The organism is Streptacidiphilus alkalitolerans, assembly GCF_042511045.1.
Classification (GTDB): Bacteria; Actinomycetota; Actinomycetes; order Streptomycetales; family Streptomycetaceae; genus Streptacidiphilus; species Streptacidiphilus alkalitolerans.
This window is the reverse complement of record NZ_JBHEZX010000001.1, coordinates 233,798-256,025: the sequence shown is the minus strand read 5'-3', so window position 1 is coordinate 256,025 and position 22,228 is coordinate 233,798. Positions and strand designations below refer to the sequence as shown.

Below are 22,228 nucleotides of genomic sequence, written 5' to 3'. Positions count from 1 at the left end.
GGGCGATGCAGGAACAGAGCCGGGGCCAGGTCCAGCAGCAGGACGGCGACCGGGCGGCCGAGGCACCGGAGGCGGCCTCCGGCCTGGCCCTCGAACTGCTGGTGCACGGTGTCGGCGGGACCACGCCGCAGGACATGCTGGCCGATCCGCACCTGGTCCAGCTGACCGGCGACTCCGTGGCCGGAACCTATCGCCGCTGGCCCGACCGCGATGCCGAGGACAACCCCGAGCGCTACCGGGACGGCGCGGTCGAGGAGGCGTACTCCTGGGCCGGGCTCACCTCGGGATCGGCGGGCCGGGCGCTCTGGCTGCTGCTGCTGCCCTTCATGTTCGCCAACCTGGCCCACTGGATGCGTCCCCCGGCGCCGCGTACCGCGCGGGCCCAGGGCCTCTACGACATCGTGGTGCGGGTCATCGCCGCCAGTCTGACCGTGCTGCTCACCGCGGCCGCCTGCGAGGCCGCGCTCGACCTCACCGCCTGGCAGTGCGCCGGCACCGGGGCCTGCGCGGCGCACCACAGCTGGCTGGGCTTCCTCTCGGTCACCAGGGGCGAGTGGTGGAGCGAGCCGGGACGTCGGCTGACCCTCGCCGCGGTGGTGCCGCTGGCCCTGGTCGGGGCGCTCTGGTGGCTCTCCCACATGACCTGGACCAGCTACGAGGCGCAGCGCCCGGCGGACCCGCCGGACAGCAGCAGGGACGACGTGCCGCCGATGGAGATGCCCGGCTTCTGGTACGGGATGCGGCTGGTGCGCCGGCTGCGGATGGTCCATGTCGCGGTCGCCGTGCTCACCATCGTGCTGGCCCTGCTGATGCCGACGCTGCACTACGACCGGACGACGCACGGCCCGCTGGCGGTGCTGGGCTGGATCCTGGTCGGGGTTGCCGCCGTACTCGCGGTCGGGGCCGTGGCCGCGCTGGCCCGCAGCAGCCGCCGGGAGACGAAGCAGGACAACCGGCCCGACTCGCTCGCCATGCGCGGCCTGCACTGGGCCTCGCTGGCCCTGCTGCTGCCGACCGCGGTGTACGCGGGCTGGGCCCGCTCCGATTGGCAGTCCGGCGGCAGGCTCCCCGGCGCGGGCGGGGTCTTCGCCACGCTCTGCCTGCTGCAGCTCGCGCTGGTGCTGCTGCTCGTGGTCGCGGCGCTGCTGCTGCGCGCCGCCGGAAAGGCCGCGGGGGCGGGCCCGACGGCCGGGCTCAAGCCCGCACCGGAGACCCCGGTGGTGGTCCCGAGCCCGCGCGGCGCGGACGGCGGCGACGCGGACGGCGGCACTGCGAACGCCGCTGCCGCGCCGACGGACACTGCCTTCGGCGGCCCCGACGGCCCCGCTCTGCTCGGCCTGGCCGGACCGGCCACCGCCATGCTCGGGGTCGGCCTGGGCAACCTCTTCACGGCCGGCGCCACCGTCTGGGCGGCCCAGTGGCTGATGGGCAAGGGCACCCTCGGCGTCACCCTGCCCGGGCCGCCGCTGCTGCTGATCTGGCACAGCAGCGGGGTCCCGGTGCTGGCCGTGCTGCTGCTCCTGCCGCTGGTCTGGCTGGCGGTGCGGATGATGCTGCACAAGCAGGCGCTGAAGGCCCAGGTGAACGCCGCCTACCGGACCGGCGGGCACACCTCGCCGACCCGGACCGGGGAGATCGCCGGGGCCCTGGCCAAGGCCGGGCTGACCGACTCGGGCCCGGTCGTGATCGGGACGCTCGCCGCGCTCGCCTTCCTGCTCGCCGCCGTCTCCCTGGTCGGGGCGCTGGCCGGTGGCCGCACCCCGGCCCTGGCCGCGGCCGGCGAACCCACCCTGGTCAGCTATGCGGCGACCACGCTGCAGTCCGTCGGCAGCTGGCTGGTCGGGATGTTCGTGGTGGTGCTGGTGGCAGTCGGCCGGTCCGCCTACAAGCAGATCGCGACCCGGCGCACGGTCGGCGTGTTCTGGGACATCGGCACCTTCTGGCCGCGCGCGGCACACCCCTTCGCGCCCCCCTGCTACGCCGAACGCGCCGTGCCCGACCTGCACTGGCGGATCCGGACCTGGCTGCACGAGGACCCGGACCGGCGGCTGGTGCTCTCCGGGCACTCCCAGGGCACCGTCCTCGCCGCGGCGGCGGTCTGGCAGCTGGACCCGGCCACCCGCGAGCGGGTCGCGCTGCTCACCTACGGCTGCCCGCTGCGCCGCCTCTACGGGCGCTTCTTCCCCGGGTTCATGGGCCCGGAGGACCTGGTCCGGCTGCATACGGACGCCCCGTACTGGCGCAACCTGTTCCGGGTGACCGACCCGATCGGCGGTCCGGTCCGGGTCGCCGTGCCGCCCGGCGACCAGCCGGTGGACGCTCCGGCGCTGACCGACCCGCTGGTCTACGACCGGGACGAGCGGCACCCGCTGCCGGTCCCGATCAACGCCCACTCCGACTACCGCGCCGACCCGCGCTTCCTCATGGAGCGGGATGTGCTGCTGAGTCAGCTCTGACCGCATCCGCGGCGGCCCCGGCCGGGAGGTCCTCGGGCAGCAGCAGCTGCAGCTGCTCCGTGGTCAGTTCGGCGATCTGCGCCAGCCGGACCGCGTGCCGCTCCACCATGGTCTCGAAGACCTGGCGGGCGGTGCGGCCGTTGCCGAAGGAGGGCCCCCGGGGCAGTGACGCGTAGTGCCGCAGCAGCGCCGCCGCGGTCTCCTCGGACAGCTCGTACTCGTGCTCCTGGGCCTGCCGCCGGGTGATCTCCAGCAGCTCGGCGGCGGAGTAGTCGGGGAAGGTGACGGTGCGTGAGAACCGGGACGCCACACCGGGGTTGGAGGCCAGGAAGCGCTCCATCTCGGCGGTGTAGCCGGCCACGATGACCACCACCTCGTCGCGGTGGTCCTCCATCAGCTTGACCAGGGTGTCGATGGCCTCCCGGCCGAAGTCCCGGCCGCCGTCCTCCGGGGCCAGCGCGTAGGCCTCGTCGATGAACAGCACCCCGCCCAGCGAGCGCTGGAACACCTCGGAGGTGCGCTGCGCGGTGGAGCCGACGTGCTCGCCGACCAGGTCGAGCCGGGCCACCTCGACCAGGTGCCCGCGCTGCAGCACACCGAGCGCCGCCAGGATCTCGCCGTAGAGCCGGGCCACCGTGGTCTTGCCGGTGCCGGGGGAGCCGGTGAAGACCAGGTGCCGCCGCAGCGAGGGGGCCTTGAGGCCGGCCTGCTGCCGCCTGCGGCCCACCGAGATCAGGTCGATCAGGGTGCGCACCTCCTGCTTGACGGTGTCCAGGCCGATCAGCGTGTCCAGCTCGGCCAGCGACTCCTCGGCCGGACGGCAGTCCGGCAGCGGCGCGATGGTGGCGGAGCGCGGTTCGGGCACCCGGGCCGGGGCCTGTCCGGCGTTCGCGTTCGCGGTCGGATGCGCCGGGGCGGCGTCGCGCCAGGCGGACGCGGTGCTGCTCGCGGTGGCCCGCAGCGGCTCGGCCGGGGCCGGCGGCTTCACGTCGTCGGAGACGCAGTTGTCGACCACCGGTCCCGGCTCGGAGAACTCGAAGCCGCCGCGGGCGTTCTGCTCGGCCCGGCAGCGGGTGAGCACGGTGCGGCAGCCGTCGATCACATGGAAGCCGAAGCCCTTGCCCTGGACCGCCGTGCAGTCCTCGAAGGTGCCGCGCCCGCTGGTCGACACGTAGAACGCGGCCTCGCTGCTGCCGCGCACCCCGCAGTCGCGGAGCACCGGGTCGGCGCCCTTGGTGACGATCGCCCCGGTCGCCACGTCCGCGATCTCGCAGCCGGTCAGCAGGCCGCCGCTGTCGTGGTCGCGGAACCACAGGCCGACGTTGGCGTCCTGGATCCGGCCCCGGTCCATCCGCAGCGACGCGCCGCCGCTGACCGACACCGCGGTCTTCCTGACCTGGGCGAAGGAGCAGCCGACAGCTTCCGCGGCCGAGCCCCGGTCCAGTACGAACAGGGCGTCGGGGACGTCGTGGATCCGACAGTCCGTCAGTTTCACCCGGGCGCCGTCGATCACCCAGACCGCCGGGTAGTCGCCGGTGCTGTCCCGGATCTCGCAGTCCACCGCCTCCGCCGCCGAGCCGGTGTCCCACACCGACAGGCCGTTCTTGCCGAAGGAGCGCAGCACCGTCCGCTCCAGCAGCAGGGTGGAGCGTCCGCGCAGGTCGGCGCCGTTCTCCGGGACGTCGTGGATCCGGCTGTCGAGCAGTTCCAGCCGGGCCTCGCTGTCCAGGGCCAGGCCGTTGTCGGTGACCCGGTGCACCGCGCAGTCGGTCAGCCGCCCGTTGGAGCGGTCCTCGGCCTGGATGCCGTTGCCGTTGATCTCGTAGAACTCGCAGCCGAGCGCGTCCACCGCGCTGCCCTCGCCGGTCAGCACCAGTCCGGCGCCGGTGGCGTGGTGCACCCGGCAGCGCTCCAGCCGCGCGGTGGCGCCGCTGCGGACCACCACCCCGGTCTGGCCGGCGGCGATCACCTCGCACTCCTCGAACAGCGCCGCCGAGCCGTCGGCGACCCTGATGCCGAGGCCGCCGGGGTTGTCCACGGTGCAGCGCCGGACCGCGAAGGGGCCCGCGCCGCCGCGCACCTCGATGCCCACCGAGGACCGGGTGACGATCCGACAGTCCGTCAACTCGCCCGCCCCGGCGCCCGCGTCGATCAGCACCGCGGGGGCCGAGCCGTCCTGGCCCTCCAGGACCAGGCCGTGCACCGCGGCCGGCGCCAGCAGGGTCAGCGCGCTGCCCGCGGCCGGTTCGATCCGTACGGATCCCGGGCCCTCGGCGGCCCGGACGGTGAGCGGTTTGTCGACGACCACGTTCTCCCGGAACACCCCGGGGCCTATGGTCACCGTGTCCCCGGCCTCGGCCGCCGCCAGGGCCTCGCCCATCGTCGTGTACTCGCCGGAGCGCCGCCGCCATCGGGAAGCTCCGTCCAGCGTCACCCTAACCACGCCTGCTCCCATGGTGATTCGCTGCCCCCAGCTTCCTTGTGATGCCCCGCCCGGTGCGCCGCCCACGCTACTGCCTGCGGCACCCCGGCGCGCACCTCTCCCTTCCCAACGAGCCATCGCCCCCTCCCGTCACTCGGACGCGGGAACGAGCCTGGAGCGGGGTTCCGGGAGCGGCCCGGACTCCAGCACGGTGACCGGATCGCCGACCCGGAGTTCGCCCAGTTCGTCCGCCGGGCCGAGCGGGGTCATCTGCATGCCGAAGGCCAGCGAGTCGCCGAACCGCCGGTGCCGGGCCAGCGCCCGCAGCGGTTCCGGGCCGCGCCTCTCGCCGGTCTCCGGGTCCAGGGTGGTGATCACGCAGCGTCCGCACTGCTGCTCGACCCGGAACTCGGTGCCGCCGATCCTGATCCGCTTCCAGCCGGTCTCGGCCCAGGGTTCGGCGCCCTCGACCACCAGGTTGGCGCGGAACCGGCCCATCGGCAGCGGGGCGCCCTTGACCGGGTCGTCCGGGTGGTCGGCGGCGATGTGGGCGTTGAGGGCGTCCAGCGAGGCGGTGCTGGTGAGCAGCAGCGGATAGCCGTCGGCGAGGCTGGTCGGCACCGGCATCGGACGCCGCTCGGCCCGGTCCTGGAACACCAGCCGGAGCTCGGCCCCGAGCAGCCGGCTGAACCAGGCGGCGGCCTCCTCCCCGGCGTGCACGGCCTCAAAGCCGACGCCGAACAGGGTGACCGGCAGCAGCCGGTCCTGCTGTGGCCCGGCCTGCGGCTCGGCGACCGTCAGCGTCCCCGCGCCGGGCGCGGTGACCAGCAGCGTGCCGGGACGGGGGAGCGAGGGGGATATCTGCCCCAGCCGCGGATCCTCCCGCTGCGACACCATCTTCCCGGCGGCGTCCACCAGCATCCAGCGCCGGTCGCCCGCCAGGCCCCAGGGCTCGACCCGGACCCGGGCCAGCGGAACCGGGGCCAGGGACTTCACCGGGTGGATCCGAAGATCGGTGAGCAGCATCCGCCCATGGTGCCAGGCCGGCTTTCGAACAAAAAGCGGGGGCCGGTCAGCACCTGGCTGACCGGCCCCCCTGACCTGCTCGACTTCCCCCCGAGTGGTCCTGAACCTGCTCAGAACCCCTGGTAGCCACCTCGCTGCGGCTGCTGCGGGTACTGCTCCTGCGGCGGCACCGGACGCTGCACCGGGCGCAGCGGCGCGACGGGGGCGACCGGGCGCTGGGCGCCGAAGTTCTGGTATGCCGGGTTGGGCTGCGGCGGCGTCCCGTACTGCTCCGGGTAGCGCTGCGGCGGGACCCCGCCCTGCTGCGGGAACGCCTGCGGGAAGGGCTGCGGCGCGTACTGCGCGTACTGGGGCTGCGACTGCTGCGGCGGCTGCCCGAAGCTGGGGCTGCTCGGCCCGGGGCCGAGCGCCAGCCGCTGCACCGGCATGGCCGGGGCGCTGTAGCCGGGGTTGTAGGAGAACCCGGAGTCGTAGGCCGGGGGCAGCGCCGCCGGCACGTTGATCGGGGCGATCTGCGGGACGCCCCGCTCAGCCACCAGGCTGTCGTAGATCGGCGTGTCCGAAGCGAAGGACGGGGCGTAGTAGCCGACTCCGTCGTAGGCGCGAGGGGAGGTCATGACGCATACGGTAAGCCCACAATGTGCCTGCTGAGGAGACCGGAACGGAAGGTAGTTCGTGTGTTCTCAGCGGGCCTGGATCGACCAACCGGTCGAAAGTATGAAAAACGGTCAGATCACACCACTGACGCGTCAACAGCTCATACACCATCTTCACGCAACGTTAATAGAACGGAAGTTCCGCCTCCGGGTGGCTCGAGGCAGGCCGGGGCCGGTCTCATTCACCCGAACCGGCGGGCGCGCGCCGAGGGCCCGCGCCCGCCGTACCGGCTACTCCCCGGAGTCGCCCTCGCTGGCCTTGCCCGGTCCGGTCTCGTGCCGGGGCGGCTGGTTGTCGCGGCGCTTGAGGTAGCGCTCGAACTCCCTGGCGATCGCCTCGCCCGAGGCCTCCGGCAGCTCGGCCGTGTCCTTGGCCTCCTCCAACTGCTGGACGTACTCGGCGACCTCGCTGTCCTCGGCGGCGAGCTGGTCCACCCCGAGCTGCCAGGCCCGTGAGTCGTCCGGCAGCTCGCCCAGCGGGATCCGCACGTCCAGCAGGTCCTCGACCTTGTTCAGCAGCGCCAGGGTCGCCTTGGGGTTCGGCGGCTGCGCCACGTAGTGCGGCACCGCCGCCCAGAAGGTCACCGCGGGGATGCCGGCGTGCGCGCAGGCCTCCTGCAGCACCCCGACGATCCCGGTCGGGCCCTCGTACTTGCTCTCCTCCAGGTCCAGCGTGGTCGCCAGGTCCCCGTCCGAGGTCACCCCGCTGACCGGCACCGGACGGGTGTGCGGGGTGTCCCCGAGCAGCGCGCCCAGGATCACCACCATCTCCACGCCCAGCTCATGGGCGAAGCCCAGCAGCTCCTGGCAGAACGAGCGCCAGCGCATGCTGGGCTCGATCCCCCGGATCAGCACGATGTCGCGCGTCTTCGGCTCGGTCACCCGCACCACCGACAGCCTGGTCGTCGGCCAGGTGATCCGCCGTACCCCCTCGTCCATCCACACGGTCGGACGGTTGACCTGGAAGTCGTAGTAGTCCTCGGCGTCGAGCGCCGCGAAGACCTTGCCCTCCCAGATCTCGTCCAGATGTGCCACCGCGGACGACGCAGCGTCCCCGGCGTCGTTCCAGCCCTCGAACGCGGCCACCATGACCGGGTCGATGAGCTCGGGCATGTCCTCGAGCTCGATCACCCAGGGCCTCCCTCCACGCCTGCCGTGGAACAGCGAGTTCCACGGACTGTAAGTGCCCAAGCCTACGGCGAACCATGCCCGTACCGGCTCTTTTACGGGTTCGCCCAGTCGCGGTGGTAGGCCGCCCAGTCCGCCGGGGTGGCGGTGAAGTCCACGTACATGGCCACGCCGAACTTGGGCCGGCCCTCGTCGGCCAGCCGCACCCCGCGGATCGCGGCGGCCACGGTCTCGGCCGAGCCGTGGTGGTCCATGGTCGACTCGGTGTAGGCGGGCAGCCCGATCAGCAGGTCCACCGACGGGGGCACGGCCTGCAGCGCCAGCCGGGTCTGCTCCTCGATGTAACCGGTGAACAGGGCCTTCGTCGGCATTCCGCTGTCGTAGGCCATCACCGCGACTTGGTCGACCCGGTCGGCCACCTCGGTCAGATAGCCGGGGGACAGCCATTTCGGGTGATTTCCGACCAGCGTCCCGACCAGGTGCGCCCCCGGGACCGGGTCGGTCTGCGGGACCGAGACCGAGAGCACCCGGTGGCGCGCGTTGGTCAGCGCGTGGGCCCGGGAGAGCAGGTCGAGGAAGTGCGGATCGCCGGTGTGCAGCGGCTCCAGGTCGACGTGCACGCCGTCGAACCCGGCGTCCAGGACCTGGGCGAAGGAGGCCGTGATCCGGTCGGTCGAGGCCGCCAGATTCAGCCCGGGACCCTCGCCGTCCAGGATCTGGCCCAGCCAGGCCTGCACCCTGACCTGCGGCATCGCCTGGTGCAGCGCCCCGATCAGCCAGTGCGCCCGAGGGTAGAGGGCCGGGTCGAGCGAGCCGTCGAAGGCCAGCGGTCCGGTGTGCACGTAGAGGTCGCGGATCCCGCCGCCGCCCAGCTGCTCCGCCAGCGCGTCCACGTCGGCCTGGGTCTTCCGCCCGTCCACCCAGGCGTGGCCGAGCCACAGGGCGTCACCGCCGCGGCTCACCGCGTCCGCGCGCGGGGTCCCGGTCGAGTCCAGCAGCAGTCCGCCGCCCAGCCCGAGCGCCGAACCGGTGGCGGTGAGCAGCAGGACGCACAGCACCCGCACGGTCCACCTGCGCCACAACCGCCACTGCCGCACCCTCATGCACATCCCTCCCCTGTCCACCTTCCGGACTCGGCCCGGCGCCGATCGGTTCCCCGCTCCGGTGAGCGGGTCGGTCTAAGCTAGGCGACGCGCCACTCGCGCACCGTCGACAGCCGTCGCACCCAGGGAGCCAGCAGTATGACGACCACCCAGCAGTCCCGTGCCACAGCCCTCCGAGAGGCCCTGGCCACCAGGGTGGTGGTCGCCGATGGCGCCATGGGCACCATGCTGCAGGCGCAGGACCCGACGATGGACGACTTCCAGGGGCTCGAGGGCTGCAACGAGATCCTCAACGTCACCCGCCCGGACATCGTCCGCGGGGTGCACCGGGCGTACTTCGCGGTGGGCGTCGACTGCGTGGAGACCAACACCTTCGGGACCAACCTGTCGGCGCTGGGCGAGTACGACATCTCCGACCGGATCTTCGAACTGGCCGAGGCCGGGGCCAGGATCGCCCGCGAGGTCGCCGACGGCTACCAGGCCGAGGACGGCCGCCAGCGCTGGGTGCTGGGCTCGATGGGCCCCGGCACCAAGCTCCCCTCGCTGGGCCACCTGCCCTACGCGGAGGTCAAGGAGGGCTTCCGGCTGAACGCGGCCGGCCTGATCGCCGGCGGCGCGGACGCGCTGCTGGTGGAGACCAGCCAGGACCTGCTGCAGACCAAGGCCGCCACGCTTGGCGCCAAGCAGGCGCTGCGCGAGGCCGGGGTGGACCTGCCGGTGATCGTGCAGGTGACCGTGGAGACCACCGGCACCATGCTGCTGGGCTCGGAGATCGGCGCGGCGCTGACCGCGCTGGAGCCGCTGGGGATCGACCTGGTCGGCCTGAACTGCGCCACCGGCCCCGCCGAGATGAGCGAGCACCTGCGCTACCTGGCGAAGAACGCCCGGGTGGGCCTGTCCTGCATGCCCAACGCCGGCCTGCCGGTGCTCGGCAAGGACGGGGCGCACTACCCGCTCAGCCCGGTCGAACTGGCCGACGCGCACGAGGTCTTCACCCGCGAGTACGGCATCGGGCTGGTCGGCGGCTGCTGCGGCACCACCCCCGAGCACCTGCGGCAGGTGGTGGAGCGGGTGCAGGGCCACCCGGTGGTCCCGCGCGAGCCGCACCCGGAGGCCGCCGCCGCCTCGCTCTACCAGTCGGTGCCGTTCCGTCAGGACACCACCTACCTGGCGATCGGCGAGCGCACCAACTCCAACGGCTCGCGCAAGTTCCGCGACGCGATGCTGGCCGCGGACTGGCAGGGCTGCGTGGAGATCGCCCGCGAGCAGATCCGCGAGGGCGCCCACCTGCTCGACCTCTGCGTGGACTACGTCGGCCGGGACGGCGTGCAGGACATGAAGAAGCTGGCCTCGCTGCTGGCGACCGCGTCCACCCTGCCGATCGTGCTGGACTCCACCGAGCCGCAGGTGCTGCAGGCCGGCCTGGAGATGCTGGGCGGCCGGGCGGTGCTCAACTCGGTGAACTTCGAGGACGGCGACGCCGACGACTCCCGCTACGGCCGGATCGCGGCGCTGGCCAGGGAGCACGGCGCCGCGCTGATCGCGCTGACCATCGACGAGGAGGGCCAGGCCCGGACCCGGGAGAAGAAGGTCGAGGTGGCCGAGCGGCTGATCTCCGACCTGTGGACCCGGTTCGGCATCGAGGAGTCCTCGATCCTGGTCGACTGCCTGGCCTTCACCCTGGGCACCGGCCAGGAGGAGTCGCGCAGGGACGGCATCGAGACCATCGAGGCGATCCGCGAGCTCAAGCGGCGCCACCCGGCGGTGCAGACCACGCTGGGCCTGTCCAACATCTCCTTCGGCCTCAACCCGGCCGCCCGGATGGTGCTCAACTCGGTCTTCCTGAACGAGTGCGTGGAGGCCGGCCTGGACTCGGCGATCGTGCACGCCGCGAAGATCCTGCCGATGGCTCGGATCCCGGAGGAGCAGCGCGAGGTCGCCCTGGACCTGGTCCACGACCGCCGCCGCGAGGGCTACGACCCGCTGCAGCGCTTCCTGGAGCTGTTCGAGGGGGTCAGCGCCGCCTCGGTGCGGGCCGGCAAGGCCGAGGAGCTGGCCGCGCTGCCGCTGGAGGAGCGGCTGCAGCGCCGGATCGTGGACGGCGAGCGCAAGGGCCTGGAGGCGGACCTGGACCAGGCGCTGGCGGTGATGCCGGCCCTGGACATCGTCAACACCGTGCTGCTGGAGGGCATGAAGACGGTCGGCGAGCTGTTCGGCTCGGGCCAGATGCAGCTGCCGTTCGTGCTGCAGAGCGCCGAGGTGATGAAGGGCGCGGTGGCCTACCTGGAGCCGCACATGGAGAAGTCCGACGACGAGGGCAAGGGCACCATCGTGCTGGCCACGGTCAAGGGCGACGTCCACGACATCGGCAAGAACCTGGTCGACATCATCCTGTCCAACAACGGCTACACCGTGGTCAACCTGGGCATCAAGCAGCCGGTCTCGGCGATCCTGGACGCCGCGCAGGAGCACCGCGCGGACGTGATCGGGATGTCCGGGCTGCTGGTGAAGTCCACGGTGATCATGAAGGAGAACCTGCAGGAGCTGAACCAGCGCGGGATGGCCGCCGACTTCCCGGTCATCCTCGGCGGCGCGGCGCTGACCCGGGCCTATGTCGAGCAGGACCTGCACGAGATCTACGCGGGCGAGGTCCGCTACGCCCGGGACGCCTTCGAGGGGCTGCGGCTGATGGACGCGCTGATCGGGGTCAAGCGCGGGGTCCCCGGCGCGGTGCTGCCGGAGCTGAAGCAGCGCCGGCACGCCAAGGTGGAGGTCGAGGAGCCGGAGGAGAGCACCACCCGCTCCGACGTGGCGCTGGACAACCCGGTGCCCTCGCCGCCGTTCTGGGGCGACCGGGTGGTCAAGGGCATCGGCTTCGCCGACTACGCCTCCTGGCTGGACGAGGACGCCCTGTTCAAGGGCCAGTGGGGGCTGAAGGCGGCGCGGGCCGGGGGCCCGAGCTACGAGGAGCTGGTGGAGACCGAGGGCCGTCCCCGGCTGCGGATGTGGATGGACCGGCTGCAGACCGAGGGGCTGCTGGAGGCGGCCGTGGTCTACGGCTACTACCCGGCGGTCTCCCAGGGCAACAGCCTGGTGCTGCTGGGCGAGGACGGCGAGGAGCGGACCCGGTTCACCTTCCCGCGGCAGCGCCGCGGGCGGCGGCTGTGCCTGGCGGACTTCTTCCGCCCCGAGGAGTCGGGCGAGAAGGACGTGGTGGCGCTGCAGATCGTCACCATGGGCAACCGGATCGGCGCGGCCACCAAGGAGCTGTTCGAAGCCGACTCCTACCGTGACTACCTGGAGCTGCACGGCCTCTCGGTGCAGCTGGCCGAGGCGCTGGCCGAGTACTGGCACGCCCGGGTCCGGGCCGAGCTGGGCTTCTCCGGCGAGGACCCCAAGGACATGAAGGAGATGTTCGCACTGAAGTACCGGGGCGCGCGCTTCTCGCTGGGCTACGGGGCCTGCCCCGAGCTGGAGGACCGGGCGAAGATCGCCGACTTGCTCCGTCCGGAGCGGATCGGCGTCCAGCTCTCCGAGGAGTTCCAGCTGCATCCGGAGCAGTCCACCGACGCTATTGTGATCCACCACCCGGACGCCAAGTACTTCAACGCGCGTTAACCTGCGGTAATCCTGGGCGGGACATGCTTATCCTGGTCTGCCCCGCCCAGGAAAGCAGTGTGCCCGTGACGACTCTCACCACCATCTCCGCCGTCGACCGCGAGTCGACCGGCCTGCAGGCCGTGCTGCTGGACCTGGACGGCACGCTGGTGGACACCGAGGACTTCTGGTGGGAGGCCGAGTCCGGCCTGCTGGCCGACCTCGGCCACCCGCTGGACCCGGCCGAGCGGCAGGTGGTGGTCGGCGGGCCGATGAGCCGGGTGGTGGCGCACCTGCTCGCGGTCACCGGCGCTCCGCTGACCGCGGCGGAGTTCAGCCCGATGATCAACGATCGCTTCGCCGAGCTGGTCGGCCGCGGCGTCCCGGTCCGCCCCGGCGCCCTGGAGCTGCTGGACGCGCTGGCGGCGGCGGGCATCCCGACCGCGCTGGTGACCGCGTCGCACCGGCGGATCATCGACCTGGTGCTGCGGACCACGCTGGGCGCGCACCGCTTCGCCTTCTCGGTCGCCGGGGACGAGGTGGCGCGCACCAAGCCGCACCCGGACCCGTACCTGGTCGCCGCCGCCCGGCTGGGCGTGGACCCGGCGCGCTGCGTGGTGGTCGAGGACTCGCCGACCGGTGTGGCGTCGGGGGAGGCGGCGGGCTGCCGAATGGTCGTTGTGCCGTCCGTCACACCCGTCGGACCGGCTCCCGGGCGGACCGTGCTGGCCTCGTTGGAGCAGCTCGACGTGGCCCTTCTGCGGGCTCTGGTGCCGGCCGCGGAGGCCCTGGCTGACGGGCAGTCAAGGTAACTACCTGCTAACGCCAAATCGGTCATATCGCCATATTGTCTTTCAATATTGCGATCTTCACGGAACCCTGCGTCAGGGGTGCCTGTGAGTCGGCGGAATCGTATGGGACGCTACAGGCGACCGAACCCGTGCGCGCAATGTGCGACACCCCTCGCGGTGGTGTCCGCTGGCGTGCGCGGCACCCTCACGCCTCGCCGCCTCCGCCTCGCGGTCGACCCCGTCCAGGGGTGGTGGCGCGGTCGTACGACCTCCGGTTCCGGTGCCCACAGTGCCGGCCAGGATACGAAGGATGACATGTCTGCAGCGAAACGACTGGGGGCGCTCGGCAGCGTCGGCCTGCTCGCGATGACCGCCGCCTGCGGCTCCTCGGCCTCCGGCGGGGTCGCCGGGGTGCCCAAGACCACCATGAACATGGGCACGGTCAGCGCCTACACCAGTCTCGACCCGGCCGGCGCCTACGACGCCGGCTCCTGGATGGTGTTCTACAACGTCTACCAGGGTCTGCTGACCTACCTCCCGGGATCGACGGTCCCGACCCCCGACGCTGCCCAGAGCTGCAACTTCGTCGGCACCGACTACATGACCTACCACTGCTCGCTGATCAAGGGCCTGACCTTCTCCAACGGCGATCCGCTGGACGCGGCCGCGGTGAAGTACTCGATCGACCGGGTGCTCACCATCGGCTCCGAGACGCTGCCGGACAAGCAGCCCGCCGACAACGGCTCCGGCGTGAGCGTCCTGCTCAGCACCCTGAAGTCGGTCGAGGCCAACGGCAGCACCGACGTGACCTTCCACCTGAAGACCGCGGACGCCACCTTCCCGGATCGGCTGGCCTCGGGCGTCGGCGAGATCGTGGACCCCAAGGCGTACTCGGCGACCCGGGTGCTGCCGGGGGTGTCCGGCGCGGTGGTCGGCTCCGGCGTCTACAAGATCGACTCGGTGCAGACCAAGAAGGACGACACCGGCGCCGAGGTCCCCACCTCGGTCAAGCTGTCGCTCAACCCGAACTACAAGGGCGCGTACAGCAAGACCAAGCCGACCAACTCCGGTGTCACGCTGTCCTACTACGACTCCCCGGCGGACATCAGGGCGGCGCTGGACAGCGGGAAGATCGACCTGAACGCCAACAGCGACCTCGCCTCCAAGGACATCGTCAGCCTCGAGGGCGCACAGCAGCTGGGCAAGGGCCTCCAGGTCGTCGAGGGTGCGGGCAGCAACACCCGGATGATGGTCCTGAACACCAAGCTCGCCCCGTTCGACAACCTGGCGGTGCGCCAGGCCATCGCCAAGCTGATCGACCGCGACGCCATCGCCGCGACCTACCAGCACACGGTCACGCCGCTCTACTCGGTGATCCCGCAGGGCATCGGCGACCAGACCACGCCGTTCGAGGCCAGCCCGTACGACGTCAAGCCGCTGAAGGCGGCCGTGGTGCGGCAGTCGCTCAAGGGGGTCAGCCTCCCGATCAGCTTCAATCTGACCTACGCGGCCAACTCGGTCGGCGGCAACGCCGAGGCCGCGCAGATCAAGAAGACCCTGGAGGCCAGCGGCCTGTTCAAGGTCAACCTGACGTCGGTGGCCACCCTGGGCAAGATGATCCCGCTCTGGGCCGGCCACAAGCTGCCCGCCTCGCTGACCGGCTGGCAGCCCGACTACCCGGACCCGGACGACTACGTGTCCCCGTTCCTGGGCGTCAACAACACCTTCGGCAACGGCTACGCCCCGGCGAAGATCATGAAGGATCTGACCCCGCTCAGCCTGAAGCAGCCCAACCGCGCCGACGACTCCACGGCGAACACCTTCGCGACGATCCAGAAGCAGTTCGCCTATGACGCCGCGTACATCCCGCTGTGGCAGAACAAGCAGTACATCGTGACCCAGTCCGATGTCACCGGGGTCCCGCTGACCCTGGACCTGGCCGCGATCATGCGCTTCTGGATGATCGGCAAGAGCTGACCACCGGCAGCCCGGCGGAACGGCGGGGGCGGGACGGAGCACCGGCTCCGTCCCGCCCCCGCGCTGTCAGCCGTTGCCGGGGCGGACCAGCCCGCTCTCGTAGGCGAACACGGCCGCCTGCACCCGGTCCCGCAGCCCCAGCTTGGTCAGCACATGCCCGACATGGGTCTTCACCGTGGTCTCGCTGACGAAGAGCTCCCCGGCCACCTCGGCGTTGGACAGGCCCCGGGCGACCAGCTTCAGCACCTCCACCTCGCGCTCGGTCAGCGTCGCCAGCGAGGGCGGCGGGGCCTCCTCGCCGGAGGGCAGCCGCCCCGCGTACATGTCCAGCAGCCGCCGGGTGACGCTGGGCGCGAGCATCGCCGCGCCGTCGGCGACCACCCGGATCGCCTGCACCAGCTCCTCCGCCGGGACGTCCTTCAGCAGGAAGCCGCTGGCCCCGGCGCGCAGTGCCTCCACCACGTACTCGTCCAGGTCGAAGGTGGTCAGCACCAGCACCTTGGCCGGGCCGTCGCGGCCGGGCCCGGCGATCTGCCGGGTGGCCTCCACCCCGTCCATCCGCGGCATCCGGATGTCCATCAGCACCACGTCCGGCTGCAGCACCCGGACCTGGTCCAGCGCCTGCTGGCCGTCACCGGCCTCGCCGACCACCGCGATGTCCGTCTCGGCCTCCAGGATCATCCGGAAACCGGTACGGAGCAGCGGCTGGTCGTCGACCAGCAGCACTCGGATCGCCACAACTCGCTCCACTCGTCAGAGGTCTACAGGGAGAGGGTATGCCGGGGGAGTACCGCCGAAGGCCGGGCACAGGGCCTGGTACGAGCACCAGTCGCAGAGCCGGTTGCGGTTGGCCGGCCACTCGCCGGTGGCCAGCGCCCGCTGGATCGCCGCCCACAGCGCCAGCAGCTTCTGCTCCACCGCCTTGAGATCGGCCGGGTCCGGGTCGTAGGAGACGACCTGGCCGCCGCCGCCCAGGTAGACCAGCTGCAGCCGCCGCGGCACCACCCCGCGCAGCCGCCACAGCACCAGGGCGTAGAACTTCATCTGGAACATGGCCTTGCCCTCGTAGTCCCGGGCCGGTGCCTTGCCGGTCTTGTAGTCGACCACCCGGACCTCGCCGGTCGGCGCCACGTCCACCCGGTCCACGTAGCCGCGCAGCTTCAGCCCGGACTCCAGCTCGGTCTCCACGTAGAGCTCGCGCTCGGCCGGCTCCAGCCGGTTCGGGTCCTCCAGCCGGAACCAGCTGTCCAGCAGCGTCTCGGCGTCGGCCAGCCACCCGGCCAGCTCGGTCCCGTCCGCGTCGTCCGGGAACAGCTGGGACAGCTCAGGGCGCTTCTCCAGCAGCCGCTGCCACTCCGGGCGGAGCAGCGCCCTGGCCGCGTCGGGGGTGCGCTGCCCGGCCGGCGCGTCGAACAGCCGCTCCAGGACGGCGTGCACCACGGTGCCGCGGGTGGCGGCGGCGCTGGGCGGCTCCGGGATCCGGTCGATCACCCGCAGCCGGTAGAGCAGCGGGCAGGTCATGAAATCCCCCGCCCGGGAGGGCGAGAGCGCCACCGGCGCGGCGGCCGGGCGGACGGTGTCGGTCGGGTGCATGGGCCGACCCTAGCCCCAGGCACTGACAACCGGGCCGGGCACCGGCAACGCGCCGGTAGCCGCCGCTCACCGCGGGTAGGAATGACACGGGGACCGCGTAGCCTGACGCAAGGCCCGTCCGGGCGCAGCGCCGAGAGGGAGCCGCAGTGAGCGACAGCAAGGGGGACCGCCCGGCCGGGGCGCTGCTGATGGGCCGCCCGTTCGGCGTCCCGGTGTACGTCACCCCGGCCTGGTTCGTCATCGCCGCGCTGATCACCTGGACCTTCGGCGGCCAGATCGAGGTGCTGCTGCCCGGCCTCGGCCGGGCCCGCTACCTGGTGGCGCTGTTCTTCGCGGTGGCCTTCTACGGCTCGGTGCTGGTGCACGAGCTGGCCCACACCGTGGTCGCGCTGCGGCTGAGCCTGCCGGTGCGCCGGATCCAGCTGCAGTTCTTCGGCGGGGTCTCCGAGATCGAGAAGGACGCCGAGACCCCCGGGCGGGAGTTCTGGCTGGCCTTCGCAGGACCGCTGCTGTCCACGCTGCTCGGCGGGGTGTTCCTGCTGGCGCTGCTGCTGGTGCGGTCCGCCACGGTGCCAGGGGTGCTGCTGGCCGCGCTGATGCTCAGCAACTTCGTGGTGGCCGCCTTCAACCTGCTGCCGGGGATGCCGCTGGACGGCGGCCGGATGCTCCGCGCCGCCGTCTGGAAGGCCACCGGGCGGCCCATGGCGGGCACCCTGGCCGCCGCCTGGGCGGGCCGGGTGCTGGCGCTGGCGGTGCTGGTCGGCCTGCCGACCTGGGCCGCCTACCAGGGCGCGGCGCAGACCACGACCACCACCCTGATCGACGCGGTGCTCGGCGCGATGCTGGCCGCGATCATCTGGAACGGGGCCGGCAGCAGCCTGCGGATCGCCCGGCTGCGCGAACGGCTGCCCGAGCTCAGCGCCCGCGGCCTGGCCCGGCCGGCCGTGGAGGTCACCGCCGACACCCCCCTCGCCGAGGCGCTGCGGCAGCTGGAACAGGCGGGCGCACGGGCCCTGGTGGTGGTCGACGGCGCGGGCGTGCCGACCGCCCTGGTCCGCGAGCACATGGTCAGGACCATCCCCGAGCACCGCCGCCCCTGGACCGCCACCGGGGCGGTCTCCCGGGCCCTGGAACCGGGGCTGCGGATCGCCGCCGCCCTGGCCGGGGAGGAACTGCTGGACGTGCTCAGGGCCAACCCGGCCGCCGAGTACCTGGTCCTGGAGCCGGACGGGGCCACCCTCGGCGTGCTGGCCGCGGTCGACGTGGAGCAGGCCTTCGCGCTGGCCATGTCCGGGCAGCCGCCGATCCCCGCGGCGTCCGGCGCCTGAGCGGGTGGTCGGCGGGCCCTTCGGGCTCCTCTAGACTGATCCGCATGTCAGAACCGACCGGCGCCGCCCGCCGCCGTGGGCCCTTCCAGGTCGGGGACCAGGTCCAGCTCACCGACCCCAAGGGTCGCCACCACACCATCACCCTCGAGCCCGGCAAGGCGTTCCACACCCACAAGGGCGCCTTCCCGCACGACGAGCTGATCGGGGCCCCCGAGGGCTCCGTGGTGCGCACCACTGGGAACACCGCCTACCTCGCGCTGCGCCCCCTGCTCTCCGACTACGTCCTCTCCATGCCGCGCGGCGCCGCGGTGGTCTACCCCAAGGACGCGGGGCAGATCGTCACCATGGCCGACATCTTCCCCGGCGCCCGCGTGGTCGAGGCCGGGGTCGGCTCCGGCGCGCTCAGCTGCTCCCTGCTCCGCGCCGTGGGCGACAGCGGCTCGCTGTCCTCCTACGAGCGCCGCGAGGACTTCGCCGAGATCGCGAAGAACAACGTCGAGCGCTACTTCGGCAGCCCGCACCCGGCCTGGAAGCTCACCCTCGGCGACCTCCAGGACAACCTGGTGGAGACCGAGGTCGACCGCATGGTGCTGGACATGCTCGCCCCCTGGGAGTGCCTGGACGTGGCCGCCAAGGCCCTCGTCCCCGGCGGCGTCATCTGCTGCTACGTGGCCACCACCACCCAGCTGTCGCGCACCGTGGAGGCCCTGCGCGAGCACGGCAACTTCACCGAGCCGCAGTCCTGGGAGTCGATGGTCCGCAACTGGCACGTCGAGGGCCTGGCCGTGCGCCCGGACCACCGCATGATCGGCCACACCGGCTTCCTGCTCACCTCGCGCCGGCTCGCCGACGGGGTGGAGCCCCCGCTGCGCCGCCGCCGTCCCGCCAAGGGCGCCTACGGCGACGTGCAGGCCCCGGTCCCGCCGAAGACCGGCCGCTTCCTGAAGCTCGCCGAGGCCGGCGCCGACCTGGAGCAGGTGGCAGACCAGGACCAGGTCACCGACCAGGACCCCGCGCAGGACTGAACCGCCGTCAGACGCTGCCGCCCGTCCGGACCCCCGGGCGGGCGGCACTGTTTTCCGCTGTGGGAGGATGCTCCGGCACCGGGCCGCAGGCGGAAAGGCACCACCCATGGACCTCCCTCACACCCGCAGCGGACCCCGGTACTGGCTGGGCACGGCCGCCGCGCTCGGCGCCGTGGTCGCCGGGGCGATCGCGCTGGCCCCGGCCGGTGCCGCCGCCCCGGTCGCCGACGGTCCGCACGCCGTCCCGGCCGCCGGCGCCCCCGACCCGGCCGGGATCGCCCTCCCGCTGGACTGCGCCGGGCTGCCGACCAAGGTCACGTTGCGGTTCAGCGCCGACACCACCGGCAACGGCACGGTGGTCACCGTGGTGGCCGCGCACTGCGACGCGCAGAACGGCACCCCGCCGGACGGCCTCTTCGTCCTGGGCACCGGCCCGGACCGGAAGCCGCGGATCACGGCCACGCTGATCCGCCCCGGCCAGAACCTGACGGTGCGTAAGCTCGGCCTGCGCGCCGACGGCGCGATCCACGCCTCGGTCGACGGCTACTCCTCGCCGGACGCCCCCCGCTGCTGCCCCGATCTGCACGAGACGTACACCTGGACCCCGGGACCTGACGGCTACTCACGTACGGTGACAGTGCCGCTCTCGCAAGTGTGATGTTGATCACACGCTGCTGCTGCGGGTCAGTCGGCGTCCGGGCCGTACACCTCGACCAGGTCCCGGCTCCGGCGCACGTGGATGCAGTCCCCGGGGCACTCCTTGGCCGAATCCACCACGTCCTGAAGCAGCGTCAGCGGGACCGGCACCGTGGCGCCCGGCTCGGCCAGCAGCTGCTCGCCCTCGCCCCGGACGTACGCCAGGCCGTCGATGTCCAGCTCGAACACCTCGGGCGCGTACTGCACGCAGATGCCGTCCCCGGTGCACAGGTCCTGGTCGATCCACACCTCAAGAGGCTCGTCCTGCGAGGACATACCGCCCGCCGTTCCTGGTAGCGGGGCCACTGGGGGCGCGGCCCGTTATTCCTGCCATCGGTACAGAGCCGACGCCCTGCCCGGTCAACACGATCACTATTGACCCGATCGACTGTACAACTGGTCGCTTCCGGGCGTCATCGAGTGGGTATCCCAGTAACGAGGGGACGTGCGCAAGGGTGAAGATCAGACACACCCCTTCCGACTTTCTGATCTAGGGGTTCCAACGGGACACGGCGCGGGTAGGGTCGGGTCACGTTCAGCTCCCCGGAGGAGGTGAGGACCGTGGCAGCCCACGACGACGACTACACCCGCGGCGGCAGGCCCGCACGGGGTTCTGAGGAAGCCCTCAGTCAGGTTTCCTTTCTTGAGCAGGAGATCGCTGTCCTGCGCCGCAAGATCGCAGAGTCTCCGCGTCACGCGAGGATCCTCGAAGAGCGGGTCGTAGAACTCCAGACCAACCTGGCCGGGGTCACCGCTCAGAACGAGCGGCTGGCCTCCACCCTGAGGGAGGCCCGCGACCAGATCGTGGCCCTCAAGGAGGAGGTGGACCGGCTCGCCCAGCCGCCGGCCGGCTTCGGCACGTTCCTGACCGCCAACGAGGACGGCACCGCCGACATCTTCACCGGCGGCCGGAAGCTGAGGGTGAACGTCACCCCCAGCCTCGCCCTGGACGAGCTCACGCGCGGCCAGGAAGTCATGCTCAACGAGGCCCTCAACATCGTCGACGCGATGGAGTTCGAGAGCATCGGCGACATCGTCACCCTCAAGGAAGTCCTCGAGGACGGCGAACGGGCCCTGGTCACCGGGCACACCGACGAGGAGCGGGTGGTCCGGCTCGCCGAACCGCTGCTCGGCGTCAAGCTGCGCTCCGGCGACGCCCTGCTGCTGGAGCCCCGCTCGGGATACGTCTACGAAGTGGTGCCCAAGAGCGAGGTCGAGGACCTGGTCCTCGAAGAGGTCCCGGACATCGACTACGACCGGATCGGCGGTCTGGGCAGCCAGATCGAAATGATCCGGGACGCGGTCGAACTGCCCTACCTGCACGCCGAGCTCTTCAAGGAGTACGAGCTGCGCCCGCCCAAGGGCGTCCTGCTCTACGGCCCGCCCGGATGCGGTAAGACCCTGATCGCCAAGGCGGTCGCGAACTCCCTGGCCAAGAAGGTGGCGGAGGTCACCGGACAGCCCCAGGGGAAGAGCTACTTCCTCAACATCAAGGGCCCCGAGCTGCTCAACAAGTACGTCGGCGAGACCGAGCGGCAGATCCGCCTGGTCTTCCAGCGCGCTCGTGAGAAGGCCAGCGAGGGCACCCCGGTCATCGTCTTCTTCGACGAGATGGAGTCGCTGTTCCGCACCCGCGGATCCGGTGTCAGCTCGGACGTGGAGAACACCATCGTCCCGCAGCTGCTCGCCGAGATCGACGGGGTGGAGGGCCTGGAGAACGTCATCGTCATCGGCGCCTCCAACCGCGAGGACATGATCGACCCGGCGATCCTGCGGCCCGGCCGCCTGGACGTCAAGATCAAGATCGAGCGTCCGGACGCCGAGGCGGCCAAGGACATCTTCAGCAAGTACCTGAAGAACTCGCTGCCGCTGCACCCGGACGACCTCAAGGAGCACGGCTCCTCGGTGGACGGCACCATCGACGCCATGATCCAGGCGGTGGTGGAGCGGATGTACACCGAGACCGAGGAGAACCGCTTCCTGGAGGTCACCTACGCCAACGGTGACAAGGAGGTCCTGTACTTCAAGGACTTCAACTCCGGCGCGATGATCCAGAACATCGTGGACCGCTCGAAGAAGATGGCCATCAAGGACTTCCTCGACAAGGGCCAGCGCGGGCTCCGCGTCTCCCACCTGCTCGCCGCCTGCGTGGACGAGTTCAAGGAGAACGAGGACCTGCCCAACACCACCAACCCGGACGACTGGGCCCGCATCTCCGGCAAGAAGGGCGAGCGGATCGTCTTCATCCGCACGCTCGTCACCGGCAAGCAGGGCGCCGACTCCGGCCGCTCCATCGACACTGTCGCCAACACCGGGCAGTACCTCTGATGCAGTACTCGTAGGAGGGTCCGCCACCGTCCGGCTGCGGCTGTCGTCCGCAGCCGGACGGTTCGCGTCCGGAGACCTGTCCAGGACCGATCAGGAACAACT

16 protein-coding genes are annotated in these 22,228 nt (G+C 71.8%); 8 read left to right on the top strand and 8 right to left on the bottom strand.

The window, feature by feature from the left end:
* The first annotated feature begins 5 nt into the window (after window positions 1-5).
* Window positions 6-2,456 (top strand): hypothetical protein, encoded by a 2,451-nt coding sequence (locus tag ACEZDG_RS01190; protein ID WP_380501213.1) that lies wholly within the window; start codon window positions 6-8, stop codon window positions 2,454-2,456.
* Here ACEZDG_RS01190 and ACEZDG_RS01185 read toward each other — a convergent pair.
* The 5 genes from ACEZDG_RS01185 to ACEZDG_RS01165 all read right to left on the bottom strand — a co-directional run bounded on the left by ACEZDG_RS01185 (window position 2,422) and on the right by ACEZDG_RS01165 (window position 8,791).
* A complete protein-coding gene (locus tag ACEZDG_RS01185; RefSeq protein ID WP_380501211.1) occupies window positions 2,422-4,911 on the bottom strand; it encodes a right-handed parallel beta-helix repeat-containing protein in 2,490 nt (829 codons plus the stop codon). The two genes, ACEZDG_RS01190 and ACEZDG_RS01185, sit on opposite strands and share 35 nt — an antisense overlap.
* 117 nt (window positions 4,912-5,028) lie before the next feature.
* Window positions 5,029-5,904: an MOSC domain-containing protein gene (locus tag ACEZDG_RS01180; RefSeq protein ID WP_380501209.1), complete on the bottom strand. Its 876-nt coding sequence runs from the start codon at window positions 5,902-5,904 to the stop codon at window positions 5,029-5,031.
* 110 nt (window positions 5,905-6,014) lie between these two features.
* Window positions 6,015-6,521, bottom strand: a complete 507-nt coding sequence (locus ACEZDG_RS01175) for a DUF6643 family protein (protein WP_380501207.1) — start codon at window positions 6,519-6,521, stop codon at window positions 6,015-6,017.
* Between the two features lie 270 nt (window positions 6,522-6,791).
* Entirely contained in the window at window positions 6,792-7,691 is a 900-nt protein-coding gene (locus ACEZDG_RS01170; RefSeq protein ID WP_380501206.1) for a PAC2 family protein, read from the bottom strand.
* A gap of 92 nt (window positions 7,692-7,783) precedes the next feature.
* Window positions 7,784-8,791, bottom strand: coding sequence for a hypothetical protein (locus ACEZDG_RS01165; RefSeq protein WP_380501204.1), 1,008 nt, complete (start codon window positions 8,789-8,791; stop codon window positions 7,784-7,786).
* Between the two features lie 138 nt (window positions 8,792-8,929).
* Here ACEZDG_RS01165 and metH point away from each other — a divergent pair, with 138 nt between their 5' ends.
* The 3 genes from metH (at window position 8,930) to ACEZDG_RS01150 (ending at window position 15,156) form a co-directional block, all read left to right on the top strand.
* Window positions 8,930-12,409, top strand: coding sequence for a methionine synthase (gene metH, locus ACEZDG_RS01160; RefSeq protein ID WP_380501202.1), 3,480 nt, complete (start codon window positions 8,930-8,932; stop codon window positions 12,407-12,409).
* A gap of 23 nt (window positions 12,410-12,432) precedes the next feature.
* Complete coding sequence (locus tag ACEZDG_RS01155; protein WP_380501200.1) at window positions 12,433-13,200, top strand: HAD family hydrolase; 768 nt, start codon at window positions 12,433-12,435, stop codon at window positions 13,198-13,200.
* A gap of 294 nt (window positions 13,201-13,494) precedes the next feature.
* Entirely contained in the window at window positions 13,495-15,156 is a 1,662-nt protein-coding gene (locus ACEZDG_RS01150; protein ID WP_380501198.1) for an ABC transporter substrate-binding protein, read from the top strand.
* Between the two features lie 66 nt (window positions 15,157-15,222).
* On the opposite strand, the gene ACEZDG_RS01145 is transcribed toward ACEZDG_RS01150, so the two are convergent.
* Entirely contained in the window at window positions 15,223-15,894 is a 672-nt protein-coding gene (locus tag ACEZDG_RS01145) for a response regulator (RefSeq protein WP_380501196.1), read from the bottom strand.
* Window positions 15,895-15,909: 15 nt separating this feature from the next.
* Complete coding sequence (locus ACEZDG_RS01140; RefSeq protein ID WP_380501194.1) at window positions 15,910-16,749, bottom strand: RecB family exonuclease; 840 nt, start codon at window positions 16,747-16,749, stop codon at window positions 15,910-15,912.
* A gap of 146 nt (window positions 16,750-16,895) precedes the next feature.
* Between ACEZDG_RS01140 and ACEZDG_RS01135 the strand changes: the two genes are divergently transcribed.
* The 3 genes from ACEZDG_RS01135 to ACEZDG_RS01125 all read left to right on the top strand — a co-directional run bounded on the left by ACEZDG_RS01135 (window position 16,896) and on the right by ACEZDG_RS01125 (window position 19,760).
* A complete protein-coding gene (locus ACEZDG_RS01135; RefSeq protein ID WP_380501192.1) occupies window positions 16,896-18,077 on the top strand; it encodes a site-2 protease family protein in 1,182 nt (393 codons plus the stop codon).
* Between the two features lie 44 nt (window positions 18,078-18,121).
* Window positions 18,122-19,102 carry a tRNA (adenine-N1)-methyltransferase gene (locus ACEZDG_RS01130; protein ID WP_380501190.1) on the top strand — a complete coding sequence of 327 codons (981 nt, stop codon included), beginning with the start codon at window positions 18,122-18,124 and terminating at the stop codon, window positions 19,100-19,102.
* 106 nt (window positions 19,103-19,208) lie between these two features.
* Entirely contained in the window at window positions 19,209-19,760 is a 552-nt protein-coding gene (locus ACEZDG_RS01125; RefSeq protein WP_380501188.1) for a hypothetical protein, read from the top strand.
* Window positions 19,761-19,786: 26 nt separating this feature from the next.
* On the opposite strand, the gene ACEZDG_RS01120 is transcribed toward ACEZDG_RS01125, so the two are convergent.
* A complete protein-coding gene (locus ACEZDG_RS01120) occupies window positions 19,787-20,074 on the bottom strand; it encodes a ferredoxin (RefSeq protein WP_380501186.1) in 288 nt (95 codons plus the stop codon).
* 285 nt (window positions 20,075-20,359) lie between these two features.
* Between ACEZDG_RS01120 and arc the strand changes: the two genes are divergently transcribed.
* Window positions 20,360-22,126: a proteasome ATPase gene (arc, locus tag ACEZDG_RS01115; protein ID WP_380501184.1), complete on the top strand. Its 1,767-nt coding sequence runs from the start codon at window positions 20,360-20,362 to the stop codon at window positions 22,124-22,126.
* Window positions 22,127-22,228 lie beyond the last annotated feature (102 nt).